Here is a 25,325-nt window from a genome sequence, read left to right on the forward strand (position 1 = left end):
AAGAAGACTGGACCAGGTCAGCATTAAACAGAAAGGTCATCAATGAGCTGGATTGAACGCATACTGAATAAAAGCACCACCACGCCAACGCGCAAAGCCAGTATCCCGGAAGGGGTCTGGACCAAATGCGATAGCTGCGGCCAGGTGCTGTACCGCGCCGAGCTGGAGCGTAACCTTGAGGTCTGCCCGAAGTGCGACCACCACATGCGTATGCACGCCCGTGAGCGTTTGCACAGCATGCTGGACGAAGGTTCTCTGGTTGAGTTAGGCAGCGAGCTGGAACCGAAGGATCTGCTGAAGTTCCGCGATTCTAAGAAGTACAAAGATCGTCTGGTTGCCGCGCAGAAAGATACCGGTGAAAAAGATGCATTGATCACCATGAAAGGCACACTGCATGGTATGCCGGTGGTGGCTGTAGCTTTCGAGTTCTCCTTTATGGGCGGCTCGATGGGTTCTGTGGTTGGCGCGCGCTTTGTGCGTGGCGTTGAACAAGCACTGGAAGATAACTGCCCACTGATTTGCTTCTCAGCCAGTGGCGGTGCGCGTATGCAGGAAGCGTTACAGTCGCTGATGCAGATGGCGAAAACCAGCGCAGCCTTGGCGAAAATGCAGGAGCGCGGCTTGCCGTACATCTCCGTGCTGACTGACCCAACCATGGGCGGTGTTTCAGCCAGCTTCGCGATGTTAGGCGATCTGAACGTCGCAGAACCGAAAGCCCTGATCGGCTTTGCGGGTCCACGCGTCATTGAGCAGACCGTGCGCGAAAAACTGCCGCCGGGCTTCCAGCGCAGTGAGTTCCTGATTGAGAAAGGCGCGATCGACATGATCATCCGTCGTCCGGAAATGCGCTTTAAGCTGGCAAGCCTGCTGGCGAAAATGATGAACCTGCCAGCGCCGCTGCAGGATGGTGATCAGCCAACGACGGCTGAGCCGGAGAGCAACGAGGCCTGATCAGGCAACGAAAAGGCGCATCTATGCGCCTTTTCACCAATGCACCGTCAATCAGTTAACGGGACACATGGACAAGACTCTTCCCCAAGCCACGTCGCCTTTGGCCACGTGGCTTCATTATCTAGAACATCTTCATTCGCAGGCCATCGAACTGGGTCTGGACCGTATTCAACGCGTTGCTGCACGCCTCGATTTACTCAAACCCGCTCCGTTTATCTTCACCGTCGCCGGCACTAACGGCAAAGGCACCACCTGTCGTACGCTGGAAACCTTGTTGATGGCCGCGGGATACCGTGTGGGTGTTTACAGTTCGCCGCATCTGGTGCGCTACACCGAGCGTGTACGTGTGCAGGGCGCTGAGCTGGATGAAGCGCTGCACAGCGCCAGTTTCGCCAGCATCGAAGCCGGGCGCGGTGACACTTCGCTGACCTATTTCGAATTTGGTACGCTGTCGGCACTCAATCTGTTTCGCGATGCCAACCTTGATGTGGTGATCCTGGAAGTCGGGCTGGGCGGACGTCTGGATGCCACCAATATTGTCGATGCTGATGTTGCGGTTATCACCAGTATTGCCCTGGATCACACTGACTGGCTGGGGCCGGATCGCGAGAGTATCGGACGTGAAAAAGCGGGTGTGTTCCGCGCTGGTAAGCCTGCGGTAGTGGGTGAGCCTGATATGCCGCACACCATTGCAGAGGTGGCCGCAGAGAAGGGCGCACAGCTGCTGCAAATCAATCGCGACTGGCAGTGGCAAAAACAGGAAAACAGCTGGACGCTACAGGATGCGCACGGTGAGTTGCGCGACCTGCCATTGCCACAGGTACCGCTGCCTAACGCGGCAACGGCACTGACGGCGTTACGCGCCTCTGGTCTGAATGTCAGTGAGGCAGTGATCCGCGAACATCTGCCATTAGCGATTCTGCCGGGCCGCTTCCAGACCGTGAGCGAATCACCGCGCGTGATCCTCGATGTGGCGCACAATCCACATGCCGCTTATTATCTGGCTTCACGGTTGGCTGAACTGCCAAAGCGCGGGAAAGTCCTGGCGGTGGTCGGCATGCTGCACGACAAAGATATCGCTGGCACCCTGGCGGCATTGTCGCCACAGGTGGACAGCTGGTACTGCGCGCCACTTGATGGTCCACGCGGTGCAACAGCCGATGAGTTGATTGCGCATCTTGATGCAGGTAAAGCGTTCACGCATGTGGATGCGGCATGGCAAGCAGCGCGCCTGCAAGCAGCGCCTGAGGATGTGATTCTGGTGTGCGGATCTTTCCACACCGTCGCACAGGTTATGGAATCGATGGCAGCGGAGAACGGCAGTGGCAAGTAAGTTTCAAAATCGCTTAGTCGGGACCGTTATTCTGGTTGCGATTGGCGTCATTGTGTTGCCGGGCCTGTTGGACGGCAAGAAAAAACACTACAAGGAAGAGTTTGCGGCGATCCCGCTGGTGCCCAAACCTGACGATCAGCAAGACAGCGAAATGGTACCGCCGGTCACGCAACCGTTGCCTGCGCAACCGCCAGAAGGCGCCGGCGCGGCACAGAATCCGGAGAATGCGAAAGCCACGGGTAATGCCAGCAACGGCAGTGCCCAGCCTGCGCAGAACAGTGAGCCGACGCTGGTGACGCCACCGCCGGTGCATCAGCAGGTGAAGCCGGTTGAGCAACCGAAGCCCAAACCGATTGAACAACCCAAGCCGAAGCCAGTAGAACAGCCGAAGCCAAAACCTGTCGAGCAGGTAAAACCGAAACCGGTAGAGCAACCGAAGCCGGTTGAGCAGCCGAAAGCGGTTGAAACGCCGAAGCAGAGTGAGCCGGAAGCGGCGCCTGCAGGCCAGGCGTATGTGGTGCAACTCGGCGCGCTGAAGAATGCGGCCAAGGTGAGCGAGATCGTGGCGCAGCTGCGTCTCTCGGGCTATCGCGCCTTTACCGTGCCGTCAACGCCGGTGCAGGGACAAATCACCCGAATTTACGTGGGACCGGATGCGTCAAAAGCGAAGCTTCAGAGTTCACTGAGCGAGCTACAAAGCATTTCAGGCCTCGGTGGTGTGGTTAAACCGTATGGTACGCGTTAATGGCTTGATAAGCCGCGCCGATAGCAGTAAAAGGCGCGGTAAAGCATTCACTGCTTGCCAAAATGTTGCAATAAAATTATTAAATATCAGTCAGTTAAATCGCTGATGACACTCAGGGCGAAGAAAGTTTTTTTCATCGCCTTTTTTATGGATGCAGAACCGGAAAACCCTACGCAAACGTTTTCTTTTTCTGTTAGAATGCGCCCCGAACTGGATGCAGGGGTGCATAAGCACTGGGCTGGAAGAGTTCATGATCTGGATTGATTACGTCATTATTGCGGTAGTTGGTTTTTCGGCTCTGGTCAGCCTGATTCGTGGGTTTGTCCGTGAAGCCTTATCTCTCGTTACCTGGGGATGCGCGTTTTTTGTCGCCAGTCATTACTACACCTACCTTGCAGTCTGGTTTACAGGTTTTGACGACGAACTGGTTCGCAACGGCATCGCTATCGCGGTGTTATTCGTTGCCACCCTGATTGTGGGTGCCATCGTGAACTATGTGATCGGCTCGCTGGTGGAAAAAACTGGCTTGTCGGGAACCGACAGGGTGTTGGGGGTCTGTTTCGGGGCGTTGCGTGGCGTGCTGATTGTTTCCGCTATGCTCTTCTTCCTCGATACATTCACCGGCTTTTCTAAAAGCCCGGACTGGCAACAGTCGCAACTCATTCCCCAGTTCAGTTACATCATCAGGTGGTTTTTCGATTACCTGAAAAGCACGTCCAGTTTTATACCCCGGTAACGCCACCGGGAGTGCGGCCAATGAGGAAATGACAACATGTGCGGTATTGTTGGTATCACCGGTTTTATGCCAGTAAACCAGTCGATCTATGACGCGTTAACGGTGCTGCAGCACCGCGGGCAAGATGCCGCCGGCATTTGTACCATCGATGCGCTTAACTGTTTTCGTCTGCGTAAAGCAAACGGCTTGGTGAGCGATGTTTTCGAAGCACGCCACATGCAGCGTTTGCAGGGTAACATCGGGATTGGTCACGTTCGCTACCCAACGGCGGGCAGCTCCAGTGCTTCTGAAGCACAGCCATTCTATGTCAACTCCCCTTATGGTATTACGCTGGCGCACAACGGTAACCTCACCAATGCGCACGAGCTGCGTAAACACCTGTTTGAAGTGGGTCGCCGTCACGTTAACACCACCTCTGATTCTGAAATCCTGCTGAATATCTTTGCGCAGGAGCTGGACCGTTTTCAGCATTACCCGCTGGAAGCTGACAACATTTTTGCTGCGGTGGCGGCGGTGCATCAGCATGTGCGCGGCGCTTACGCAGTGGTTTCGATGATCATCGGGCACGGTATGGTCGCGTTCCGCGATCCAAACGGTATTCGTCCACTGGTACTGGGCAAACGTGTGATTGAAGATGGCCGCACCGAATATATGGTGGCCTCTGAAAGTGTCGCGCTGGATACCCTGGGCTTTGAGTTCATTCGCGATGTGGCACCGGGAGAAGCGGTGTACATCACCGAACAAGGTCAGCTCTCTACACGTCAGTGTGCTGAGAATCCGAAAACCAATCCGTGCCTGTTCGAGTACGTTTATTTTGCTCGTCCAGACTCGTTCCTGGATAAGGTATCTGTCTATAGCGCGCGCGTGCGCATGGGCACCAAGCTGGGCGAGAAAATTGCTCGCGAGTGGGAAGACCTGGATATCGATGTGGTGATCCCGATTCCGGAAACCTCGACCGATGCTGCGCTGGAAATCGCTCGCATCCTCGACAAACCTTATCGTCAGGGCTTTGTGAAAAACCGTTACGTTGGCCGCACCTTCATTATGCCTGGTCAGCATCAGCGCCGCAGCGCGATTCGCCGCAAGTTGAACGCCAACCGTGCAGAATTCCGTGATAAGAACGTGCTGTTGATCGATGACTCAATTGTCCGTGGCACCACCTCAGAGCAGATCATTGAGATGGCACGTGAAGCGGGTGCAAAACGCGTTTACCTTGCGTCAGCGGCACCGGAAATTCGTTTCCCGAACGTCTACGGCATCGATATGCCGAGCGCCACGGAACTGATCGCTCACGGTCGTGAAGTGGAAGAGATTCGCCAGCTGATCAAAGCTGATGCATTGATTTTCCAGGACCTGGATGATCTTATCGAAGCCGTGCGCGAAGAGAACCCGGATATTGCTCAGTTTGAGTGCTCGGTGTTCAACGGCGTCTATGTGACCAAAGACGTTGACCAGCAGTACCTTGAGTACCTGCAGTCACTGCGTAATGATGATGCGAAAGCGATTCAGCGCCAGAATGAAGTGGAAGGGCTGGAGCTGCATAACGAAGGTTAATATCTTCGGAGTGCACACATAAAACAGGGCGGGCGCAATCCCGCCCTGTTTGTTTTTGTATTTTTGCTCAGGTAGCGGCTATCATTGCCGCAATCTGAATAGCAAGGCTGAATTATGAAACGACTCATCATTGGAATTTCCGGCGCCAGCGGCGCGATCTACGGCGTACGACTGTTGCAGGTGCTGCAACCGGTGGCTGATGTGGAAACCCATTTGGTGCTGAGCCCTGCTGCACGACAAACGCTGACGCTGGAAACCGACTACAGCTTGCGTGATGTTCAGTCACTGGCAGACGTAGTGCATGATGTGCGTGATATTGCCTCCAGCATCTCTTCTGGATCGTTCAAGACGCTGGGCATGGCGATTCTGCCTTGTTCAATGAAAACGCTGTCAGGCATTGTGCACAGCTACAGCGACAGTCTGCTGACGCGAGCAGCGGATGTGGTGCTCAAAGAGCAACGAAAACTAGTCCTGTGCGTGCGTGAAACCCCGCTTCACCTTGGCCATTTGCGCATGATGACCACCGCCGCCGAGATGGGGGCGATGATCATGCCTCCGGTTCCTGCCTTCTATCATCGCCCGCAGCGCATTGAAGATCTGATTGATCAAACGGTCAACCGCGTTATCGATCAGTTCGATATTGAGCTTCCTGAAGACCTGTTTACCCGCTGGCATGGCGCATAATGGTGCAATATTGCACTAAGCGTGTGCAAATTCGCGTGCCCGATCACTCTTCGTGCATCTTGTGCACCAAAAGTTAACAATGTCGCTTTTTCTTCCTCACGCCGCTGTTATATTTCCCTCACAAACTAGGTGCTTGCGCTGCTAAAAGGCGCGGTATTTAGTGCGCCTGAGCAGGCTTTCGCCGTTTTGCATAACTGGCATGAAACCTGCAAATCATTCAGCGCAAACACACATCACGCACCATATAACAATAAGCACTTACTTGAGGGTTACCTATGAAAAAGCGAGTTCTGGCTCTTTCCCTGCTGCTGGCAATGACCAGCGCTGCGAGCGTGTTCGCTGCAGTACCGAAGACGCTGCGTATCGGGACTGACCCGACTTACCCGCCATTTGAATCCAAAAATGCGCAAGGCCAGTTAGTGGGTTTTGACATCGATCTGGCGAACGAAATTTGTAAGCGTATCCATACCAAATGCAATTACGTTGAAAGTGATTTCGATGCGCTGATCCCTTCGCTGAAAGCGAAGAAAATTGACGCCATCATCTCCTCTCTCTCTATCACGGAGAAACGTCAGGAAGAGATCGCCTTCTCAGAAAAACTGTATGCAGCTAACGCGCGTTTAGTCGCGAAAAAAGGGTCAGATTTACAACCGACCATTGAATCCTTGAAGGGCAAAAACATTGGCCTGCTGCAGGGCACCACTCAGGAAACTTACGCCAATGAAAACTGGCGTCCAAAAGGCGTCACCGTCACTCCTTACGCGAACCAGGATCTGGTGTATCAGGATCTGAATGCGGGTCGTATTGATGCGGCCTTCCAGGACGAAGTGCAGGCGAGCGAAGGCTTCCTGAAACAGCCTGTCGGTAAGGATTATGCGTTTGCTGGTCCAGCGGTGAAAGATGACAAAATCTTCGGTGTCGGTACCGGTATGGGCCTGCGCAAAGATGATGCCGATTTGAAAGCCGCTATCGATAAAGCGTTTGATGCCATGCGTAAAGATGGTACCTACGACAAAATTGCTAAGAAGTACTTTGATTTCAACGTATACGGCGATTAATTGTCCTGTTTTCTGACCTTGATGATTGATTTGCAGCAGGGTTGGTCATAACTATTCACTCCGGGCGCTTACTTATGTAAACTCCCGGGGTTCATACGCTTGCCGCCATCTACCCTGTGATTCACATCCTGGTCAGGACTGTCCGTTAGTTGGGCAGCGTTTGTTATTTTCCTTCACGACAGGATCGAACCCATGCTGTATGGCTATTCTGAAGTAATCCTCAAAGGCACCCTGGTGACCCTTGAGCTGGCACTCAGCTCGGTGGTGCTGGCTGTGGTGCTCGGCTTGATTGGCGCTGGCGCCAAACTCTCCCGTAATCGCCTGCTGGCGATGATTTTCGAAGGCTACACCACGTTAATTCGTGGGGTTCCCGACCTGGTGTTGATGCTGCTGATTTTCTACGGACTGCAGATCGCATTGAACACCCTGACCGATGCGTTAGGCATGGATCAGCTTGATATTGACCCGATGGTGGCCGGTATCATCACGCTGGGCTTTATTTACGGCGCTTACTTCACCGAAACCTTCCGTGGTGCATTTCTCGCCGTGCCTAAAGGGCAGATCGAAGCGGCAACCGCCTTCGGTTTCACCGGTTCGCAAACCTTCCGCCGCATTCTGTTCCCGGCGATGATGCGTTTCGCGCTGCCGGGTATTGGCAATAACTGGCAAGTTATCCTTAAAGCCACGGCGCTGGTTTCGCTGCTGGGGCTGGAAGACGTGGTGAAAGCCACGCAGCTGGCAGGGAAAAGTACCTGGCAGCCGTTCTACTTCGCGATTGTCGCGGGGGTGATTTATCTGGTGTTTACCACGCTGTCGAACGGCGTGCTGTGGTGGCTTGAACGTCGCTACACGGTGGGTGTGAAAAGGGCAGAGCTATGATCGATATTATTCAAGAGTATTGGAAACAGCTGCTCTGGACCGATGGTTACCGTTTTACTGGCGTCGCCATTACCCTGTGGTTGCTGATTCTCTCCGTGGTGATCGGGGGTTCCATGGCGGTGCTGCTGGCGATTGCCCGAGTGTCACCGAACCGCTTTATTTCGACACCTGTCTGGCTGTTCACCTATGTATTCCGCGGTACACCGCTCTACGTACAGTTACTGGTGTTCTACTCCGGCATGTACACGCTGGAAGTGGTCAAAGGTTCGGAGTTACTCAACGCCTTTTTCCGTAGCGGTCTAAACTGTACGCTGCTGGCCTTTACCTTAAACACCTGTGCCTACACCACTGAAATTTTTGCCGGTGCGATTCGCGCTGTGCCGCACGGTGAAATCGAAGCAGCCCGTGCTTATGGCTTTTCACCGTTCAAAATGTACCGTTGCATTATCCTGCCGTCGTCACTGCGTACCGCACTGCCGGCTTACAGTAATGAAGTGATCCTGATGCTGCACTCCACCGCACTGGCATTTACCGCCACGGTGCCGGATCTGCTGAAAATCGCGCGTGATATTAACTCGGCAACGTACCAGCCGTTTACCGCGTTTGGCATCGCTGCGGTGCTGTATCTGATTATCTCTTACGTGCTGATTAGCCTGTTCCGCAAAGCAGAACGCCGCTTCCTGGCGCACGTGAAACCTTCTTCATCGCATTGAGTATCACTATGGCTGACAACAAATTAAGCGTGACCGAACTGCACAAACGTTACGGTGAACACGAAGTTCTGAAAGGTGTATCACTGCAGGCCAATGCTGGCGATGTGATCAGCATCATTGGTTCGTCCGGTTCCGGGAAAAGTACCTTCTTACGCTGCATTAACTTCCTTGAGAAACCGAGCGAAGGCACCATTGCGGTGAACAATGAGCAGATCAACCTGGTGCGCGACACCGATGGCCAGCTGAAGGTCTCTAACAAAGAGCAACTGCGCTCACTGCGTACCCGTCTGACCATGGTGTTCCAGCACTTCAATTTGTGGAGCCACATGACGGTGCTGGATAACGTCACCGAAGCGCCTATTCAGGTACTGGGACTGAGCAAAGCGGAAGCGCGTGAGCGGGCGATTAAATATCTGGATAAAGTGGGCATCGACGAACGTGCGCGCGCCAAATATCCGGTGCATCTTTCCGGTGGTCAGCAGCAGCGTGTCTCCATTGCTCGTGCGCTGGCGATGGAACCTGAGGTGCTGCTGTTTGATGAACCGACCTCTGCGCTTGATCCTGAGTTAGTGGGCGAGGTTCTGCGTATCATGCAGAAGTTGGCCGAAGAGGGGAAAACCATGGTGGTGGTGACGCACGAAATGGAGTTTGCGCGCCATGTCTCCAATCATGTGATTTTCCTGCATCAAGGCAAGATTGAAGAGCAGGGCTCGCCAGATGAACTGTTCGGCAACCCGAAAAGTCCACGTTTACAGCAATTCCTGAAAGGCTCGTTGAAATAATGCTAGCAGGTCGCCATAAATGGCGACCCTACAGCCCCGTAGGGTGCGCATTTATGCGCACCTGGCAGATGTGCCGGCATGAAAACCGGCGTGATAAATCGCGCCGATCCGTCTCGCCGCAATGAGTCACTCCCGCAATAGCTTCAGCGCTGTATCCTCGTCCGTCACCAATCCCGACACCCAGCCACCCTGTAACGCAGCACGAATCGCCGGGTACTTACGCTCGCTGCCAGAGAAGCCGATAATTTTGCGCTCGGTCTGACTCTCAAGCAGGACGCTGGTGAGCAACTCATCGGTTTCTCCCCATACTCGCTCACCCTGTTGGTTGAAAAAATGCCCCAGCATCTCGCCTACCACTCCACGCGCATTAAGCGCTTCCACTTGGGTATCGGTGATAAATCCTTCGGCATTTAACGGACAGCCGGGCATCACTTCACCGATGCCAACAAACGCCACATCTGCTTGCAAGGCACGATCGGTGACGCGCTGATACACCTGATGCTGAACCCACATCGCCTTGTCTTGCGGCGTGTCTGCGTACAGCGGTGCAGGAATGAAAAAGTATTTGCCCTGCATTTTCTCGGCCATCTTCAACGGCACGTCGTAACGTGTGCCGGAATCATCGCGCGCGATCGCACCAATCATGGAAACGCACTGATGTTGTGGGCGATCCACCCATGGCAGCGCATCAATCATTGAGCGCAGGGTTTTACCAGAACCAATACCGAACACCTGTGGCGCTTCCTCATTGATAAACTGCGACATCACCGCCGCACCTTCAACGGCCAGCATCTGCTGAATGGCGTCATCATTTAAGTTCGCCGATGGCACCACCCGGCATAAATCCAGCGCAAACTTCTCCTGCACCTCACGCGCCAGTTGCAGACAGTGCGTAACAGGATGATCAATTTTCACGCTCACCATTCCCATCTCACGCGCACTAGACACCAGGCGCTGCGCCACCTGGCGTGAGATGCCTAATGCCTGAGCGATCTCCTGTTGCGTCACGCCCGCCACGTAATACATCCACGCGGCACGTGCGGCCAGCTCCTGTTTTTTCTCTTCTCTGCTCATTACGTGGTTCCGTTAAAACTGATGCGTCATCTTAGCGCGTGTTTGACGAAAAGCACTAACTGAGCAAAAGCCCTAAAAAAGAGCAAAAGTATTAATTGTGATGCGCTTCGCAGATCGATCGTCGGATGGCAGCCTATGCTACGCGATATCGGGCAAATGCCCTTTCTTGTGGCAAATGTTTAATTGAGGCGATTATGACCAATCAATCAGTGTGGATGCACATCGGCGCGGGATCATTTCATCGGGCACATCAGGCGTGGTATCTGCACAAACTGCGTGAGCAGGGGGATGACAGTTGGAGCATTGCACTAGGTAACATTCGCAATGATGCAGTGCCGCTGTTGAACCAGCTTGCAGCACAGCAAGGAGAGTACGTACTCGAAACCGTAACGCCGGAAGGGGAACGGGCTTATGAAACCATCACCTCTTTGCGCAAAATCCTGCCGTGGGATAGCGAAATCAGTGCGCTGGTGCAGCAGGGCGCTCAGCCTGAAACGCGCGTGATTGGTTTCACCGTGACCGAAGCGGGCTATTACCTGACGCCAGAGCACCAGCTGGATCTCAGTCAGCCGGATGTGCAGGCCGATCTCGGCGGCGATATTCGGACGATTTATGGCGCACTTAGCCGCATCCTGACGCAGCGGGTGGCGCAGGGCGGTGCCGCAGTGACGCTGCTCAACTGCGACAATTTACGTCACAACGGTGAACGCTTCCGTGAGGGGTTCCTTGCCTTTCTGACCGCCAAGGGCGACAGCGCACTGGCAGAATGGGTGCGTACACACACCACTTCGCCGAACACTATGGTGGACCGTATCACACCCCGCCCAACACCCGATGTGGCGGAGCGAGTAAAAGCCGCCACCGGTAAGCAGGATGGTGCGGCAGTGATGGCAGAATCCTTTATTCAGTGGGTGATCGAGGATGACTTTATTGCGGGTCGCCCGGCGCTCGAAAACGTCGGTGTGGAGCTGGTGAAGTCGGTACTGCCTTGGGAAGAGGCAAAAATCCGCATCCTCAATGCCACCCATGCGGCGATTGCCTGGGCAGGCACGCTGATCGGTCTCAACTATATCGATGACAGCACGCGCCATCCGGCGATTTACCAACTGGCACACGACTATGTGACCCAGGATGTGATCCCTTCACTGTCACCCAGCCCTCTGGATCTGGCCGATTACCGCGATGTGGTGCTGGCTCGCTTTAGCAATCCCTATATCAAAGACACCAATCAGCGTGTCGGCGCTGATGGCTTATCGAAGATTCCTGGCATGGTGACGCCGACGCTGCGCGAGTGCTACCAGCGTGGTGTGCAACCCACGGCAACGGCAGCCATTCCAGCACTGTTCTTCCTGTTTATGCAGCGCTGGGCCAATGAGGATTTGCCGTACACCTATCAAGACGGTGCGCTTCAGGCGGATGCGCTGCGTCAACAGTTCGCCAGCAGCGAACCGTTACAGGCTTTCCTCAGTGATAGCGCGCTGTTTGCGGAGCTGGCCAACGATAAGGCGTTTCACGCGCTGGTTGCTCGCCGTGTCGAAGGGTTGCAGCAGTGGCTGAAACAGCCCGAACTGGCAGCGGTGTAAGGGGCGCATTATGTATCTCGGTATCGATATTGGCACCTCTGAACTCAAGGCTCTGATCATCAACACGCAGGGTGAGATCGTGGCATCACAGCATGCAACCTTGAGTGTGCAACGCCCGCATCCTCATTGGGCAGAACAAGATCCCGAACGCTGGTGGCAAGCTTGCACCGACGTGCTGGCCGGTTTACGGCAGCAGTCACCGGCGGCATGGTCAGCGGTGCGCGCCATCGGCTTATCGGGCCAGATGCATGGTGCGGTGCTGCTGGACGCTGACGGCAAGGTGCTGCGTCCGTGCATCTTGTGGAACGACACGCGCAGTGCCGCGCAGTGTGAAGTGCTAAGCAAGTGCTATCCGCAGATGATGGCGATCAGCGGCAATATGATCATGCCGGGTTTCACCGCGCCAAAATTGCGCTGGGTGGCAGAGCAGGAGCCAGAGATCTTTAGCCGTATCGATAAGGTGTTGTTGCCGAAGGATTACCTGCGCTGGCGTCTCACCGGACATTTTGTCAGTGAACCTTCCGATGCCGCCGGCACGCTGTGGCTCGATGTGGCGCAGCGTGACTGGTCTGATGAACTGCTGGCGATCACCGGCCTGACGCGTGCACAGATGCCAGAACTGGTGGAAGGCTGCGCCGTCAGCGGCAGTCTGAAACCGGCGTTGGCGAGTGAGTGGGGCTTATCCACGTCGGTGACGGTGGCGGGCGGTGGTGGCGACAATGCCGCATCCGCGGTGGGTGTCGGGGCGGTTAATCCCGGCGATGCTTTTATTTCGTTGGGCACCTCCGGTGTGATTTTCGTGGTGAATGACCGTTTACAGGCCGATCCCCAATCCGGCGTGCATGCTTTCTGCCATGCGCTGCCGGGACGCTGGCATCAGATGAGCGTGATGCTCAGTGCAGCCAGTTGCCTGCGCTGGCTATGTAATCTGCTGGCGGTCAGCGAAAGTCAGTTAATGGAGGAGATGGCACAGCTCTCGGCTGAACAGCGACGCCAGGCCCCCCTTTTTCTGCCTTACCTTTCCGGTGAGCGGACTCCGCACAACGATCCCGATGCATCCGGTTCCTTCTTTAATCTGCGCCACGAAACCCCTCGTGCCTTATTGGGTTATGCCGTGATTGAAGGCGTGGCGTTTGGACTGGCGGATGGTCTCGCTGTGTTGGGTGATGCTCAGCATCACATTCAACAATGCAGCCTGACCGGCGGTGGCGCGCGCAGCACGCTTTGGGCGCAACTGATTGCTGATGTGCTGCAACTGCCGATAGTGACCCATCCAGCCAGTGCTTCGGGCGCGTTGGGTGCCGCGCGTCTGGCGTGGCTGGCGGATGGCGGATATGAACAAGAGGTGTGCCTGAAACCGGCTGTGCAAGCGCGTTATCAGCCCGATACGGCGCAAGCTGGGGTATTGCAACAGCGCTTGCGCGCGTTCCGCGAACTTTACATTCAACAGCAATGGGTACGCCAGTTGCTGCCTGCATAACGAACAGAGGATGATGGTGATGCAATCGAACGAATACTGGTTTGGCTTACCGAAGAAGATGTTTTGGGGCTTCCTCGCTATCGCGATTTTCATGGCGGGTGATGGCTTCGAAATGGCATTCCTGTCGCGCCATATTACCGATATGGGCTTCTCGCCTGCGCAGTCTGCCGTGGTCTTTACTTTCTATGGCCTGGCGGCCGCGCTGGCGGCCTGGGCCTCTGGTGTGGTGGCCGAATTGATCACCCCACAGCGCGCGATGATGATCGGTTTTGTGCTGTGGATCGTGATGCATGCGCTGTTTATGACGCTGGGTCTCGGCCTGCGCAACTATCCCTTGATGGTGCTGTTCTACGGCATTCGTGGGCTGGCTTATCCGCTGTTTATCTACTCGTTTATGATGATGCTGGTGCAGGTCTTACCGCGTGAGAAACTGGCTGCCGCCACGGGCTGGTTCTGGGCGATGTATTCCGTGGGTATTGGCGTGGTGGGCAGTTATCTGCCAAGTCTGACTATTCCGATGCTGGGTGAAACGGGAACGTTATGGTTGGCGATCATCTGGGTGGCCTGCGGCGGTGTGCTGGCCTACTTTAGTCTGCGCAATGTGCCGGTGGATCGCTCCCGTGTCAACCTGCCGATGCGTGATAAAATGACGGAGATGTCGCGTGCGGTGACCATTCTGTTCACCAATCAGCATGTGTTCTACGCTTGCCTGATCCGCATCATCAACACGCTTTCACTGTTTGGTTTTGCCATCATCATGCCGTTGCTGTTTGTCGATCGTCTCGGCTTCACCATCTCTGAGTGGCTGCAGATCTGGGCGGTGTTCTTCTTTGTCACCATCTTCACCAACATCTTCTGGGGCATTACCGGCGAGAAATTGGGCTGGATCCGTCAGGTGCGCTGGTTTGGCTGCCTCGGTATGGCCATCTCCAGTTTGATGTTCTACTACCTGCCGCTGTATGTCGGGCATAACTTCTGGGTGGCGCTGATCCCTGCGGTGATGTTGGGCATTTTTGTGGCGGCGTTTGTGCCCATGACGGCGGTGTTCCCCACGCTGGAACCCCATCATAAAGGTGCGGCGGTGTCGATTTACAACCTGTCTGCGGGCCTGAGTAATTTTGTCGCACCCGCCATCGCGTCAGTGATGCTGCCGTTCTTCGATATTGTGGGGGTAGTGTGGGCCTACACCGCGCTGTATGTGTTTGCCGGCGTGTTGACCTTCATCATTCGCGTGCCGCAACCGGGGCATACCCGTGAAGAGAAAGTCGTGAAGTCACGCGTTGCGGAGCAACGCAGTTGAAGCAAACCCGGTGCGTAGAGCTACGCACCGGGACATTTCATCCCGCCACATCCTGTAAAGCTTCCTGTAAATCGTACCAGCGGAAGCCAAAGCCCGACTCCTCCAGCCGTTTTGGTAACACATGTTGCCCACCCAGCACCAACACGGCCGATTCACCCATCATCAGTTTGATGGCGCTGGCGGGTGTGCGCATAAACGCCGGGCGATGCATCACGTGGCCCAGGATCGCGGCGAACTGCTCATTACGCACCGCATAGGGTGCCACCATATTAAACGGCCCATTCAGGTTATTATTGTCAATCAACCAGATGATGGCGTTCACCAGATCATCAATGTGGATCCACGGCAAATACTGCTTGCCACTGCCTAACGGGCCGCCTACGCCCAGCTTAAAAGGCAGCTTCATTTTTGCCAGCGCACCGCCTTCTGCTGCCAGTACCACCCCAGTGCGCAACAAACAGACGCGAGTCTGTTCACTCTGCGCGTTCAAGGCCAGGCGCTCCCAGCGGGCGCACAGGGCATGAGTGAACTCATCGTGCCCAGGATCGTCTTCAGTCAGCACCAGATCGCCGGTATCGCCGTAAAAGCCAGTGGCAGATCCGGAAATCAAAAAATGCGGTGGATGGCTGCTGGCATGGATCAGCGAAACAATCTGTTCGGTGATCTGCCAGCGGCTTTCACACAGTCGTTGTTTTTGTTGTTCGGTCCAGCGTTTATCGGCGATAGGTTCGCCCGCCAGGTTAATAACGCCATCAATGCCTTTGAGGTCGGATTGCTGGTTGATGCCAGACCAGAGTGATACGCGCGGATCAAGTTTCTCGCGCGCTGTGGCGACATCACGAGTCACAACATTAACCTGATGTCCGAGCATTAGCAGGCGAGGAATCAGGTGGCGACCAATCAGTCCGGTGCCGCCGGTAATAAGCAGGTGCATTGTGAGCCTCCTTGTAATTTATTTTCTGCTCAGAATTGATCATAGAAGAGAAGCGCAGGTGTAGCGTGACCCGGCTTACGCTAATGAAGAAAAAGGGAAAGTTTGTGATGGCTTTAAGGATAAAGATCCGACCAGCGCACCATTGCCTTAGCAGATAAAAATCGGTAAACAGGAAGCACACCTGACGCTTATTTGAGGCATCCGATGAATTATCCCACCATCACCTTGTGGACCGATGCGTCCTTTTTCAGCCCTTATGCGATGTCGGTTTATGTCGCACTCACTGAGAAAGGCATCCCCTTCACCTTAAAGCGAGTGGATTTGTCGCAGAATGCGCAGCTTGATGATGACTATCGTGCTCTGTCGCTGACCTGCCGTGTGCCTGCGCTACAAATTGATGACCTGGTCCTCAATGAATCTTCGGCGATCGCGGAATATCTTGAAGAGCGTTTTCCTGCGCCGGAATTTGAGCGTCTTTACCCGCGTGACCGCGAAAAGCGTGCCCATGCGCGTGAAGTGCAGGCGTGGTTGCGTAGTGATCTTATGGCTCTGCGCGCCGAGCGTCCCACAGAGGTACTGTTTGCGGGCGAACGGTTTGCGCCGTTGTCGGCGGCAGGAGAGCAGGCTGCGAGCAAGCTGATTGCCGCGGTACAGCGTCTGTTGCCGGAAGGGCAGCAAAACCTGTTTGGCGAGTGGTCTATTGCGGATACCGACCTGGCGGTGATGATTAACCGTCTGGCGTTACATGGCGATATGCTGCCAGTGAAATTGCAGCATTATGCCGAGTTCCAGTGGCAGCGTGCATCCGTCCAGCTATGGTTGTCCGAATCAGGTAAATCGCGCTAAGCACGAAGAGCCTTGCGGAGGCCAAAAGAACGCTTTACCTTACCGCACATTCTAATAAGGCATCGCAAACAGGCGCGTGCTGGGCACGCCGAAAACAGAAAGGGTTACGGATGGTGGATCAAACGGCAGATAACGGTATTGAGTGGGTTGATATCGTTAGTGAAGAGAACGAGGTCATTGCGCAGGCCAGCCGTGCGCAGATGCGTGCGCAGAATCTGCGCCATCGTGCGACCTATATCGTGGTGCATGATGGTATGGGTAAAATTCTGGTGCAGCGTCGCACGGAAATCAAAGACTTCATGCCGGGTATGCTGGATGCCACCGCAGGTGGTGTCGTGCAGAGTGGTGAAGACCTGCTGGAATCCGCGCGCCGTGAAGCGGAAGAAGAGCTCGGTATCGCCGCTGTACCCTTTGCCGAACACGGTAAATTCTACTTCGAAGACCAACACTGCCGCGTTTGGGGTGGCTTGTTCAGCTGCGTTTCCCATGGCCCGTTTGCCATGCAGGAAGAAGAGGTGGACGAGGTGTTTTGGATGACGCCGGAAGAGATTACCGCGCGCTGTGATGAATTCACCGATGATTCGCTGAAGGCTGTATCGCTATGGCTGAGCCGCAACAGCGATGCCACGCGAAGCCAGTCCTGAGCTTAGCTGGGATGAAATAAAGGCGCCGAAAGGCGCCTTTATACCCTTCATACTTCAAGGCCCCATGAGGAGACTCGAATTATTTTGGGTATATATTTTTCTCAGGGGAGAAAGCCTTAGCCTTCTGCCTGCTGAGACTGAATCGCGGTCAAAGCGATGGTGTAGACAATGTCATCCACAAGGGCACCACGAGACAGGTCGTTGACTGGCTTACGCATGCCTTGCAGCATCGGCCCGATGGAGATCAGGTCTGCAGAACGCTGTACCGCTTTGTAAGTGGTGTTACCGGTGTTCAGATCCGGGAAGATGAACACGGTCGCACGACCCGCAACTGCGGAGTTTGGTGCTTTAGATTTGGCCACGTCTTCCATGATAGCGGCGTCATACTGCAGTGGACCATCAATCACCAGGTCAGGACGTTTTTCCTGAGCGATACGCGTGGCTTCACGCACTTTCTCAACGTCGCTACCTGCACCTGAGTTACCGGTGGAGTAAGAGATCATCGCCACACGTGGATCGATGCCAAAGGCTTTGGCGGAGTCGGCGGACTGAATGGCGATCTCTGCCAGCTGCTCTGGATTCGGGTCGGGGTTGATGGCGCAGTCGCCGTAAACCAGCACCTGCTCCGGCAGCAGCATGAAGAAGACGGAAGAGACCAGCGAGCTGTTCGGTGCGGTTTTGATCAACTGCAACGGCGGACGAATGGTGTTGGCCGTGGTATGAACCGCACCAGACACCAATCCATCCACTTCACCACGTTCCAGCATCATGGTGCCGAGCATCACGTTATCTTCCAGCTGCTCCTGCGCTACCACTTCAGTCATGCCTTTGCTCTTACGCAGTTCAACCAAGCGCGGCACATAGTTTTCACGTACTACTTCTGGATCAACAATCTCAATGCCTTGGCCCAGTACGACGCCCTGAGCAGCGGCAACGCGCTGGATCTCATCCGGATTGCCCAACAGTACACAAGAAGCAATGCCGCGCTCGGCACAAATCGCGGCCGCTTTCACGGTGCGCGGCTCGTCGCCTTCTGGCAGCACGATACGTTTGCCCGCTTTGCGCGCCAGTTCGGTGAGCTGATAACGGAATGCCGGTGGTGACAGGCGACGGCTGCGTTCAGAGGTGGCCGTCAGTGATTCAACCCAGTCTGCATCAATGTAGCTGGCGACGTACTCCTGCACTTTCTCAATGCGTTGGGTATCATCCGCCGGAACTTCCAGATTGAAGCTCTGCAGGCTGAGGGAGGTCTGCCAGGTGTTGGTTTTCACCATAAACACGGGCAGGCCAGTCTGGAAGGCACGTTCGCACAGGCGAGCGATCGGCGCTTCAATCTGGTAACCGCCGGTCAGCAGCACCGCACCAATCTCAATGCCGTTCATCGCGGCCAGGCAAGCCGCAACCAACACATCAGGACGGTCAGCCGATGTCACCAGCAGCGAGCCTGGGCGGAAATGCTCCAGCATGTGCGGGATACTACGGGCACAGAAGGTCACGGATTTCACGCGACGCGTTTGGATCTCACCTTCGTTAATGATGTCTGCATTCAGATGGCGGCACATGTCGATGGCGCGCGTCGCAATCAGATCAAAGCTCCATGGCACGCAGCCCAGAATCGGCAGCGGGCTGTTGGCAAACAGCTGCTTAGGATCGATATTGGCGATGTTGGCTTTGGTTGAGTCATCAAAGATTTCAGACAGGTCAGGACGGGTACGGCCTTGCTCATCCACGGGCGCATTCAGTTTATTGATGATCACGCCGGTGATATTTTTGTTCTTGCTGCCGCCGAAGCTACTTTGCGTCAGTTCGATACGCTCTTTCAGCTGAGCAGGGGAATCGTTACCCAGTGCGGTGACAAAGACAATTTCAGCATTCAGGGTTTTGGCGATTTCATAGTTCAGCGCGGAAGCGAATTGGTGCTTGCGCGTCGGCACTAAACCTTCCACCAGCACCACTTCAGCATCCTGAGCATTGGCATGGTAATTGGCGATGATCTCTTCCATCAACACGTCTTGCTGGTTTGAACCCAGCAGCGACTCAACGCGCGACATCTGCAGCGGTTCAGCGGCAGGAATGGCGGAGTTTTTACGGATGATGGTGGTGGTCTGATCGGGCGCATCGCCGCCCGCACGTGGCTGGGCAATTGGCTTGAACACGCTCAGGCGGACGCCTTTGCGCTCCATGGCACGGATCACGCCGAGGCTGACGCTGGTCAGGCCGACGCTGGTGCCGGTGGGGATGAGCATGATTGTACGTGACACTATAGAAACCTCTCAGGTGTTGCAGACGAGCTAAAACAACTCCGTCAGCCTGGGCTGACGGAGAGAAGTGTGGTTAGGCAGTGAGACGCGCGGCGTCTTGGGCGATGACCAACTCTTCGTTGGTTGGGATCACCACAGCCGGGCGAGTGCCTTCTTTGTTGATAAAGCCAGATTTGCCGAAGCGTGCCGCGAGATTGCGCTCGTGATCCACTTCGAAGCCCAACAGGCCCAGTTTCGCCAGTGACAGCTCACGCACCATCGCCGCATTTTCACCAATACCGCCGGTGAAGACCACGGCATCCAGACGGCCTTCCATCAGTGAAGTGTAGCTACCGATGTATTTCGCCAGGCGGTGGCAGAACACATCCATCGCACGCTTGGCATCTTCTTTGGTCGCGTAGTTGTCTTCAACATAGCGGCAATCGCTGGTGACTTCGGTGAGACCTAACAGGCCAGACTCTTTGGTCAGCAACTTGTTGATTGCATCAACGGTCATGCCTAGTGCGTCATGCAAGAAGAACACGATAGCGGGATCGATATCGCCGCTGCGGGTTCCCATCACCAGGCCTTCCAGCGGGGTCAACCCCATTGAGGTATCCACGCACTGGCCATTGCGGATTGCCGCAACAGAACCACCGTTGCCCAAGTGGCAGGTAATGATGTTCAGCTCATTGACCGGCTTGTTGAGCATTTTTGCGGCTTCCTGTGTCACATAGTAGTGACTGGTGCCGTGTGCGCCATAGCGACGGACGCCGTGCTCTTTGTACAATTTGTACGGCAGTGCATAAAGATAGGACTCTTCAGGCATTGTCTGATGGAATGCTGTATCAAAAACCGCCACATTCTTATCCGACAGATGTGGGAAGTTCTTCATGGCTTCGTCGATGCCGATCAAATGCGCCGGGTTATGCAGCGGGGCAAAAGAAGAGGCGTCTTTAATGCCCTGAATCACGGATTCGTCGATGATGACAGATTGAGTCAACTGCTCGCCGCCGTGAACAATACGATGGCCGATTGCAGCGATTTGTGCCGAAAGCTCTGGTTTTTGTGCCAGAATGGATTTAACGATGAAGTTCAGCGCTTCACTATGTGCCGCGCCTGCGCCCAGAGGAGCTTCCTGTTTGCTACCTTCCAGTTTCCACTTGATACGTGCTTCAGGTAAATGGAAACACTCTGCCAGACCTGACAAATATTCGTCACCGGTAGCAGGGTTAAGGATGGCAAACTTTAAAGAGGAGCTGCCGCAGTTCAGAACCAGTACTAACTTCGTCGACATGGAAGTACCTATTGATTAAATAGTGGCTAAAAATAACGCAATCAGACTAACAGCGTAGCCCATGAATGCTGGTAGATTAATGATTAACATCATGCGGTAGTCAAAAAGAGACCGACATGCAAAAAATTTTTGGTAATTTTACGCAGATTTTTTAAATCCGCTTAGCGAAACATGGCTCTAAACCGCTCTTTAATTGAGCTGAAGCTTCCGGTAATGTTGCTAAATCGGCGTCAGAATATCTGGTGTCACCCGCAAAGACAAAAATTTTTGAAGCGTGTCACGTAAAGTTGTGTAGTTATCAGTTTATTTTAAACATTACAGAATTAGTTGAGGTCTATCATGGCGAATGATGCAAGTAATCCAGGCTGGTTCGGCTTATTTCAGCGCGGCCAGCACTACATGAAGACCTGGCCAGCCGACAAACGTCTGGCACCAATGTTCCCTGAAAATCGTGTGGTGACGGCAACGCGTTTTGCCATTCGCTTTATGCCACCTTTAGCGATATTTACCCTGACATGGCAAATCGCCATGGGCGGCCAGCTCGGCCCGGCGATCGCGACTGCGCTCTTTGCCTGCAGTTTACCGATGCAAGGGTTGTGGTGGTTGGGTAAACGCTCAGTCACACCATTACCCCCCACGCTGCTGCACTGGTTCCACGAAGTGCGGAGCAAACTGGAAGAAGCGGGACAGGCTATCGCACCGGTTGATGGTAAGCCCACCTATCAGGCATTGGCAGATGTGCTCAAACGCGCATTTAAGCAACTCGATCGTACTTTCCTGGACGATCTTTAAACGACGCACGCGACGCTTCCGCAGAGAATGTGTGCTTGACCCCGGTCTAAATCAAAGAAAAGTGGTGTGAACGCACACGCATCACTTTCCTTGTGTAATCATTTCTACATTGTTTAAATCTTAAGCGGCCGTAATAGCCCGGGAGAGAACCATGGAAATGACCCACGCACAGCGACTCATCCTTTCCAATCAGTACAAAATGATGGCCATGCTGGAGCCGGATAATGCCGAGCGCTATCGTCGTTATCAAACCATTATCGAACGCGGCTACGGCTTGCAGCTGCGCGAGCTGGATAAAGAGTTTGGCGAATTAACCGAAGCCACCTGCCGCCAGCTTATCGACATCATGGAAATGCATCACGCACTGCATGTCTCCTGGTCGAACCTGAAAGAACCTCACACCCTCGAAGAGCGCCGCCTGGCGTTTCTCGGTTTTGATGCCGCTACCGAAGCGCGCTATCTCGGTTACGTGCGCTTTATGGTGAATGTGGAAGGGCGCTATACCCATTTCGATTCCGGCACGCACGGCTTCAATGCGCAAACCCCGATGTGGGAAAAATACCAACGTATGCTGGCGGTGTGGCACACTTGTCCGCGTCAGTATCATCTTAGCGCGAATGAAATTGCGCAGATTCTCAATGCCTGAATAAGGAGCAGCGTGTGAAGTACAGAGGTTTTCTGTTTGATTTAGACGGTACATTGGTGGATTCATTACCTGTGGTGATTCGCTCATGGTCATTGTGGGGCGAACGCCACGGTATCGCAGCGGAAGAGGTTCTGGACTTCATACACGGCAAACCCGCCATCAATTCACTGCGCCACTTTATGGCTGGCCAGTCTGAAGAGGCGATTCAAGCCGAGTTCCTCTGGCTTGAGCGTCTGGAAGCGGAGGATACCGAAGGGGTTCAAGCTATCCCCGGGGCGAAAGCTCTGCTGGCAACTTTAAATGAGCTGCATATTCCTTGGGCGATCGTGACATCGGGCTCGATTCCGGTGGCGCATGCGCGACATAAAGCAGCCGGGCTGCCGATGCCTGAAGTGTTTATTACCGCGGAGAATATCAAACACGGCAAGCCCAATCCGGAGCCCTATTTGCTGGGTGCTGAGCGCCTGGGTCTGGCCGCCAGCGAATGCGTGGTGGTTGAAGATGCGCCAGCAGGGATTATCGCCGGTCTGGAAGCGGGTAGCGCTGTAGTTGCGGTAAATGCCCCAGCAGATGCACCGCGCTTGCATGAAGTCACTTATCAGGTAAAAACCCTGGAACCGCTGGTGGTGACGCAGGCGGAAAACGGCACCTTTACACTTTCTCTCAACGCTTAATTTTTTACTACACGCACATAAGTCGAGAAGCCGACTGGGGCTGTATAAGGGCGGGCAATCCGCAGCGCTGAATGGAATGAGTATGCCAGGAGAGCCCGCAGGACGCGGGCGAAAGGTGGCGCTGGAACATGGATGTTCCATCGGCACCGGTCCGTAAGGCCGTCGAATGAAGTGAAGGCACCGCGTAAGCGGCGCGAGGACCGCCAGCACTTATGCAGCTTCAATCGGCGTCATCGCCAATCCTGAAGTCCCGTCTTTACAACGGCGTGTCCTGGGAAATCTCATCCAGCGACAGGCTGAAACTAGGGATAAAGACTTCCACAAAGTAATCCATCTCAGGTGAGCGGCGTTGCGACAGGGTTTTCTCCAGACGCGCCTTTGCCAGCAAGAATTCGTTATTACCTGCCGATAACTCTTCCAGGCATTTCACATAGGCGCAAAGCGCATCCGCCTGTTTCACCACTGCCTGCTCACTTTCGCTGTGCAAATGCTCATCAATCAAGGGTCGATAGGCATCCTGCAATTCAGGCGGCAGCATATCAATCAACTTTTGCTGCGCAATCTTCTCTATCTTCTTATATTCATGGGCAATTTGTGCATTGTAGTACTTCACTGGCGTCGGTAAATCACCGGTTAAGACTTCGCTGGCATCGTGATAGAGCGCCAGCATCGCAATACGTTCCGCGTTGAGATTACCGCTGAACTTCATGTTTTTGATGATCGCCAGGGCATGCGCCACCATCGCGACCTGAAGGCTGTGTTCAGAGACGTTCTCAGTGCGCACATTGCGCATCAGCGGCCAACGGTTAATCAGTTTAAGGCGGGAAAGGTGGGCGAAAAAGTGGCTACGGGTCATGACGGGTTCCTGTTGCACGGTGGGGAGTTTTACACTCCCCGAAATGAGAACAGTATATACCCGTCATACTTCGAACCGCAGCTGCGTTTGCTACGCGTGCTCACCCCAGTCACTTACTCATGTAAGCTCCTGGGGATTCACCCACTTGCCGCGTGATTCGGCCTTCGGCCTCACCCTGCGGGCCAGCGCAAGCGCTGTTCAAAAGCGCCGTAAGGCACTTTTGTACTGCAATTCGAATTATTTTGGGTATACGCATCACCTGTTACTGGCGATAGCCTTGCAGGAAGCGACCAAACTTGCTGATGGCCATTTCGAGGTCATCAACGCGCGGCAAGGTTACGATGCGTACGTGGTCCGGCCATGGCCAGTTGAAGGCAGTACCCTGAACCAGCAGCACCTTCTCTTGCAGCAGGAAATCCAGCACCATCTTCTGGTCATCAAAGATATTGAATTTCTTAGGATCGATGCGTGGGAACATATACAACGCACCTTGTGGCTTAACGCAGCTCACACCCGGAATGTCGTTAATCAACTCCCAGGCACGCTGGCGCTGTTCATACAAACGACCGCCCGGTGCAATAAACTCGCTGATACTCTGATAACCTCCCAGCGCAGTCTGAATGGCATGCTGAGCCGGGACGTTGGCACACAGACGCATCGATGCCAGCATCTCCAGGCCTTCGATGTAGCCTTTGGCATGCTTTTTCGGACCGTTCAACACCATCCAGCCCTGACGGAAGCCGGCAACGCGGTAGGTTTTGGACAAGCCATTAAACGTCACCGTCAGCAGATCCGGTGCCAGCGCAGCAATCGAATGGTGCTGTGCTTCGTCATACAAAATCTTGTCGTAGATTTCGTCGGCAAAAATAATCAGATTGTGTTGACGCGCAATCTCAACCACTTCCATTAGCAGTTCTTTGCTATACACCGCACCGGTCGGGTTGTTGGGATTGATGATCACGATGCCACGCGTACGCGGCGTGATTTTGCTACGAATATCATCCAGGTCTGGGAACCAACCCGCAGACTCATCGCACAGATAGTGCACCGCTTTACCGCTCGACAGGGAAACGGCCGCGGTCCACAGGGGATAATCCGGGGCCGGAACCAGCATTTCATCGCCGCTGTTCAGCAATGCCTGCATCGCCTGCACGATCAACTCGGACACACCGTTACCAATGTAGATATCTTCAACGGTAACATCGCGCATATCTCGCGCCTGGTAGTGCTGCATAATGGCTTTACGCGCCGAGTACAGTCCCTTTGAATCACAATAACCCTGCGAACTTGGCAGGTTACGAATCACATCGACCAGGATTTCATCAGGGGCTTCAAAACCAAACGGGGCAGGGTTACCGATGTTCAGTTTGAGGACTTTGTTACCTTCTTCTTCAAGACGCTTTGCTTCTTTCAGTACCGGACCACGGATGTCATAACAGACATTTTCCAGCTTGCCAGATTTATCAATTTGAAAATTCATTATTACCGCCTTAATGGGCAGAGTCCTTTAACCTGCCACCAAAA

24 protein-coding genes are annotated in these 25,325 nt (G+C 54.4%); 18 read left to right on the forward strand and 6 right to left on the reverse strand.

Features of this window, described 5'->3' with window-relative positions; genetic code table 11:
- Window positions 1–42 precede the first annotated feature (42 nt).
- From accD to hisP, 10 genes are all read left to right on the forward strand, one after another.
- Complete coding sequence (gene accD, locus LK04_RS05365) at window positions 43–951, forward strand: acetyl-CoA carboxylase, carboxyltransferase subunit beta (protein ID WP_039337192.1); 909 nt, start codon at window positions 43–45, stop codon at window positions 949–951.
- Window positions 952–1,018: 67 nt separating this feature from the next.
- Complete coding sequence (gene folC, locus LK04_RS05370) at window positions 1,019–2,284, forward strand: bifunctional tetrahydrofolate synthase/dihydrofolate synthase (protein ID WP_039337190.1); 1,266 nt, start codon at window positions 1,019–1,021, stop codon at window positions 2,282–2,284.
- Window positions 2,274–3,029, forward strand: coding sequence for a cell division protein DedD (gene dedD / locus LK04_RS05375; protein ID WP_059109771.1), 756 nt, complete (start codon window positions 2,274–2,276; stop codon window positions 3,027–3,029). The genes folC and dedD overlap by 11 nt, the downstream gene beginning before the upstream one ends.
- 250 nt (window positions 3,030–3,279) lie before the next feature.
- Window positions 3,280–3,765 (forward strand): colicin V production protein, encoded by a 486-nt coding sequence (gene cvpA / locus LK04_RS05380; RefSeq protein WP_034825265.1) that lies wholly within the window; start codon window positions 3,280–3,282, stop codon window positions 3,763–3,765.
- A 36-nt stretch (window positions 3,766–3,801) separates the two neighbouring features.
- Entirely contained in the window at window positions 3,802–5,319 is a 1,518-nt protein-coding gene (gene purF / locus LK04_RS05385; protein WP_039336444.1) for an amidophosphoribosyltransferase, read from the forward strand.
- A 114-nt stretch (window positions 5,320–5,433) separates the two neighbouring features.
- Window positions 5,434–6,003, forward strand: coding sequence for a UbiX family flavin prenyltransferase (locus LK04_RS05390; RefSeq protein WP_039336446.1), 570 nt, complete (start codon window positions 5,434–5,436; stop codon window positions 6,001–6,003).
- 275 nt (window positions 6,004–6,278) lie between these two features.
- On the forward strand, window positions 6,279–7,061 hold the full coding sequence (gene argT / locus LK04_RS05395) for a lysine/arginine/ornithine ABC transporter substrate-binding protein ArgT (RefSeq protein ID WP_039336448.1): 783 nt from the start codon (window positions 6,279–6,281) through the stop codon (window positions 7,059–7,061).
- Window positions 7,062–7,253: 192 nt separating this feature from the next.
- Window positions 7,254–7,940 (forward strand): histidine ABC transporter permease HisQ, encoded by a 687-nt coding sequence (locus tag LK04_RS05400; RefSeq protein ID WP_039336449.1) that lies wholly within the window; start codon window positions 7,254–7,256, stop codon window positions 7,938–7,940.
- Complete coding sequence (locus LK04_RS05405) at window positions 7,937–8,653, forward strand: ABC transporter permease (RefSeq protein ID WP_039336451.1); 717 nt, start codon at window positions 7,937–7,939, stop codon at window positions 8,651–8,653. The genes LK04_RS05400 and LK04_RS05405 overlap by 4 nt, the downstream gene beginning before the upstream one ends.
- An 8-nt stretch (window positions 8,654–8,661) precedes the next feature.
- Window positions 8,662–9,435, forward strand: coding sequence for a histidine ABC transporter ATP-binding protein HisP (gene hisP, locus LK04_RS05410; RefSeq protein ID WP_039336453.1), 774 nt, complete (start codon window positions 8,662–8,664; stop codon window positions 9,433–9,435).
- Window positions 9,436–9,561: 126 nt separating this feature from the next.
- Here the strand turns inward: hisP and LK04_RS05415 are convergent, their stop codons facing one another.
- Window positions 9,562–10,509, reverse strand: a complete 948-nt coding sequence (locus tag LK04_RS05415) for a sugar-binding transcriptional regulator (protein ID WP_039336455.1) — start codon at window positions 10,507–10,509, stop codon at window positions 9,562–9,564.
- A 194-nt stretch (window positions 10,510–10,703) separates the two neighbouring features.
- Here LK04_RS05415 and dalD point away from each other — a divergent pair, with 194 nt between their 5' ends.
- Genes dalD through LK04_RS05430 form a run of 3 tightly spaced genes read left to right on the forward strand, consistent with a single transcriptional unit; the run spans window position 10,704 to window position 14,872 of the window.
- Complete coding sequence (gene dalD / locus LK04_RS05420; protein WP_039336457.1) at window positions 10,704–12,092, forward strand: D-arabinitol 4-dehydrogenase; 1,389 nt, start codon at window positions 10,704–10,706, stop codon at window positions 12,090–12,092.
- Window positions 12,093–12,102: 10 nt separating this feature from the next.
- Complete coding sequence (gene xylB / locus LK04_RS05425) at window positions 12,103–13,572, forward strand: xylulokinase (RefSeq protein WP_039336459.1); 1,470 nt, start codon at window positions 12,103–12,105, stop codon at window positions 13,570–13,572.
- 19 nt (window positions 13,573–13,591) lie between these two features.
- Complete coding sequence (locus tag LK04_RS05430; RefSeq protein ID WP_039336495.1) at window positions 13,592–14,872, forward strand: MFS transporter; 1,281 nt, start codon at window positions 13,592–13,594, stop codon at window positions 14,870–14,872.
- A 37-nt stretch (window positions 14,873–14,909) separates the two neighbouring features.
- On the opposite strand, the gene LK04_RS05435 is transcribed toward LK04_RS05430, so the two are convergent.
- On the reverse strand, window positions 14,910–15,806 hold the full coding sequence (locus LK04_RS05435; RefSeq protein ID WP_039336461.1) for a TIGR01777 family oxidoreductase: 897 nt from the start codon (window positions 15,804–15,806) through the stop codon (window positions 14,910–14,912).
- 204 nt (window positions 15,807–16,010) lie between these two features.
- On the opposite strand from LK04_RS05435, the gene yfcF reads away from it, so the two are divergent.
- Together yfcF and yfcD are read left to right on the forward strand one after the other, a co-directional pair.
- Window positions 16,011–16,652: a glutathione transferase gene (gene yfcF, locus LK04_RS05440; RefSeq protein WP_039336464.1), complete on the forward strand. Its 642-nt coding sequence runs from the start codon at window positions 16,011–16,013 to the stop codon at window positions 16,650–16,652.
- Between the two features lie 110 nt (window positions 16,653–16,762).
- Window positions 16,763–17,296 carry an NUDIX hydrolase YfcD gene (gene yfcD / locus LK04_RS05445; RefSeq protein ID WP_039336465.1) on the forward strand — a complete coding sequence of 178 codons (534 nt, stop codon included), beginning with the start codon at window positions 16,763–16,765 and terminating at the stop codon, window positions 17,294–17,296.
- Window positions 17,297–17,412: 116 nt separating this feature from the next.
- On the opposite strand, the gene pta is transcribed toward yfcD, so the two are convergent.
- A complete protein-coding gene (gene pta, locus LK04_RS05450) occupies window positions 17,413–19,557 on the reverse strand; it encodes a phosphate acetyltransferase (RefSeq protein ID WP_197063374.1) in 2,145 nt (714 codons plus the stop codon).
- Window positions 19,558–19,630: 73 nt separating this feature from the next.
- Window positions 19,631–20,833 carry an acetate kinase gene (gene ackA, locus LK04_RS05455; RefSeq protein WP_039336469.1) on the reverse strand — a complete coding sequence of 401 codons (1,203 nt, stop codon included), beginning with the start codon at window positions 20,831–20,833 and terminating at the stop codon, window positions 19,631–19,633.
- Between the two features lie 339 nt (window positions 20,834–21,172).
- Here ackA and yfbV point away from each other — a divergent pair, with 339 nt between their 5' ends.
- The 3 genes from yfbV (at window position 21,173) to LK04_RS05470 (ending at window position 22,945) form a co-directional block, all read left to right on the forward strand.
- Window positions 21,173–21,625, forward strand: a complete 453-nt coding sequence (gene yfbV / locus LK04_RS05460) for a terminus macrodomain insulation protein YfbV (RefSeq protein WP_039336471.1) — start codon at window positions 21,173–21,175, stop codon at window positions 21,623–21,625.
- A gap of 151 nt (window positions 21,626–21,776) precedes the next feature.
- The gene (locus LK04_RS05465) at window positions 21,777–22,271 is read left to right on the forward strand and encodes a YfbU family protein (RefSeq protein ID WP_039336473.1); all 495 of its coding nucleotides are present in this window, start codon (window positions 21,777–21,779) and stop codon (window positions 22,269–22,271) included.
- 14 nt (window positions 22,272–22,285) lie between these two features.
- Window positions 22,286–22,945 (forward strand): sugar phosphatase, encoded by a 660-nt coding sequence (locus LK04_RS05470; protein ID WP_039336475.1) that lies wholly within the window; start codon window positions 22,286–22,288, stop codon window positions 22,943–22,945.
- Between the two features lie 256 nt (window positions 22,946–23,201).
- Here LK04_RS05470 and yfbR read toward each other — a convergent pair whose 3' ends face one another.
- Window positions 23,202–23,801, reverse strand: a complete 600-nt coding sequence (gene yfbR, locus LK04_RS05475) for a 5'-deoxynucleotidase (protein ID WP_039336477.1) — start codon at window positions 23,799–23,801, stop codon at window positions 23,202–23,204.
- Between the two features lie 262 nt (window positions 23,802–24,063).
- Window positions 24,064–25,281, reverse strand: a complete 1,218-nt coding sequence (locus LK04_RS05480) for a pyridoxal phosphate-dependent aminotransferase (RefSeq protein WP_039336479.1) — start codon at window positions 25,279–25,281, stop codon at window positions 24,064–24,066.
- Between the last annotated feature and the right edge of the window lie 44 nt (window positions 25,282–25,325).

Source organism: Pantoea vagans, from assembly GCF_001506165.1.
GTDB classification, from domain to species: domain Bacteria; phylum Pseudomonadota; class Gammaproteobacteria; order Enterobacterales; family Enterobacteriaceae; genus Pantoea; species Pantoea vagans_C.

Bases quoted from the DNA above. Each gene is read 5' to 3' on its own strand.
- cvpA (WP_034825265.1), top strand. From the start codon at position 3,280: ATGATCTGGATTGATTACGTCATTATTGCGGTAGTTGGTTTTTCGGCT.
- LK04_RS05405 (WP_039336451.1), top strand. From the start codon at position 7,937: ATGATCGATATTATTCAAGAGTATTGGAAACAGCTGCTCTGGACCGAT.
- yfcD (WP_039336465.1), top strand. From the start codon at position 16,763: ATGGTGGATCAAACGGCAGATAACGGTATTGAGTGGGTTGATATCGTT.
- purF (WP_039336444.1), top strand. From the start codon at position 3,802: ATGTGCGGTATTGTTGGTATCACCGGTTTTATGCCAGTAAACCAGTCG.
- LK04_RS05430 (WP_039336495.1), top strand. From the start codon at position 13,592: ATGCAATCGAACGAATACTGGTTTGGCTTACCGAAGAAGATGTTTTGG.
- accD (WP_039337192.1), top strand. From the start codon at position 43: ATGAGCTGGATTGAACGCATACTGAATAAAAGCACCACCACGCCAACG.
- hisP (WP_039336453.1), top strand. From the start codon at position 8,662: ATGGCTGACAACAAATTAAGCGTGACCGAACTGCACAAACGTTACGGT.
- yfbV (WP_039336471.1), top strand. From the start codon at position 21,173: ATGGCGAATGATGCAAGTAATCCAGGCTGGTTCGGCTTATTTCAGCGC.
- LK04_RS05480 (WP_039336479.1), bottom strand. From the start codon at position 25,281: ATGAATTTTCAAATTGATAAATCTGGCAAGCTGGAAAATGTCTGTTAT.
- LK04_RS05390 (WP_039336446.1), top strand. From the start codon at position 5,434: ATGAAACGACTCATCATTGGAATTTCCGGCGCCAGCGGCGCGATCTAC.
- LK04_RS05435 (WP_039336461.1), bottom strand. From the start codon at position 15,806: ATGCACCTGCTTATTACCGGCGGCACCGGACTGATTGGTCGCCACCTG.
- LK04_RS05415 (WP_039336455.1), bottom strand. From the start codon at position 10,509: ATGAGCAGAGAAGAGAAAAAACAGGAGCTGGCCGCACGTGCCGCGTGG.
- xylB (WP_039336459.1), top strand. From the start codon at position 12,103: ATGTATCTCGGTATCGATATTGGCACCTCTGAACTCAAGGCTCTGATC.
- dalD (WP_039336457.1), top strand. From the start codon at position 10,704: ATGACCAATCAATCAGTGTGGATGCACATCGGCGCGGGATCATTTCAT.
- yfcF (WP_039336464.1), top strand. From the start codon at position 16,011: ATGAATTATCCCACCATCACCTTGTGGACCGATGCGTCCTTTTTCAGC.
- yfbR (WP_039336477.1), bottom strand. From the start codon at position 23,801: ATGACCCGTAGCCACTTTTTCGCCCACCTTTCCCGCCTTAAACTGATT.
- LK04_RS05465 (WP_039336473.1), top strand. From the start codon at position 21,777: ATGGAAATGACCCACGCACAGCGACTCATCCTTTCCAATCAGTACAAA.
- argT (WP_039336448.1), top strand. From the start codon at position 6,279: ATGAAAAAGCGAGTTCTGGCTCTTTCCCTGCTGCTGGCAATGACCAGC.
- ackA (WP_039336469.1), bottom strand. From the start codon at position 20,833: ATGTCGACGAAGTTAGTACTGGTTCTGAACTGCGGCAGCTCCTCTTTA.
- LK04_RS05400 (WP_039336449.1), top strand. From the start codon at position 7,254: ATGCTGTATGGCTATTCTGAAGTAATCCTCAAAGGCACCCTGGTGACC.
- folC (WP_039337190.1), top strand. From the start codon at position 1,019: ATGGACAAGACTCTTCCCCAAGCCACGTCGCCTTTGGCCACGTGGCTT.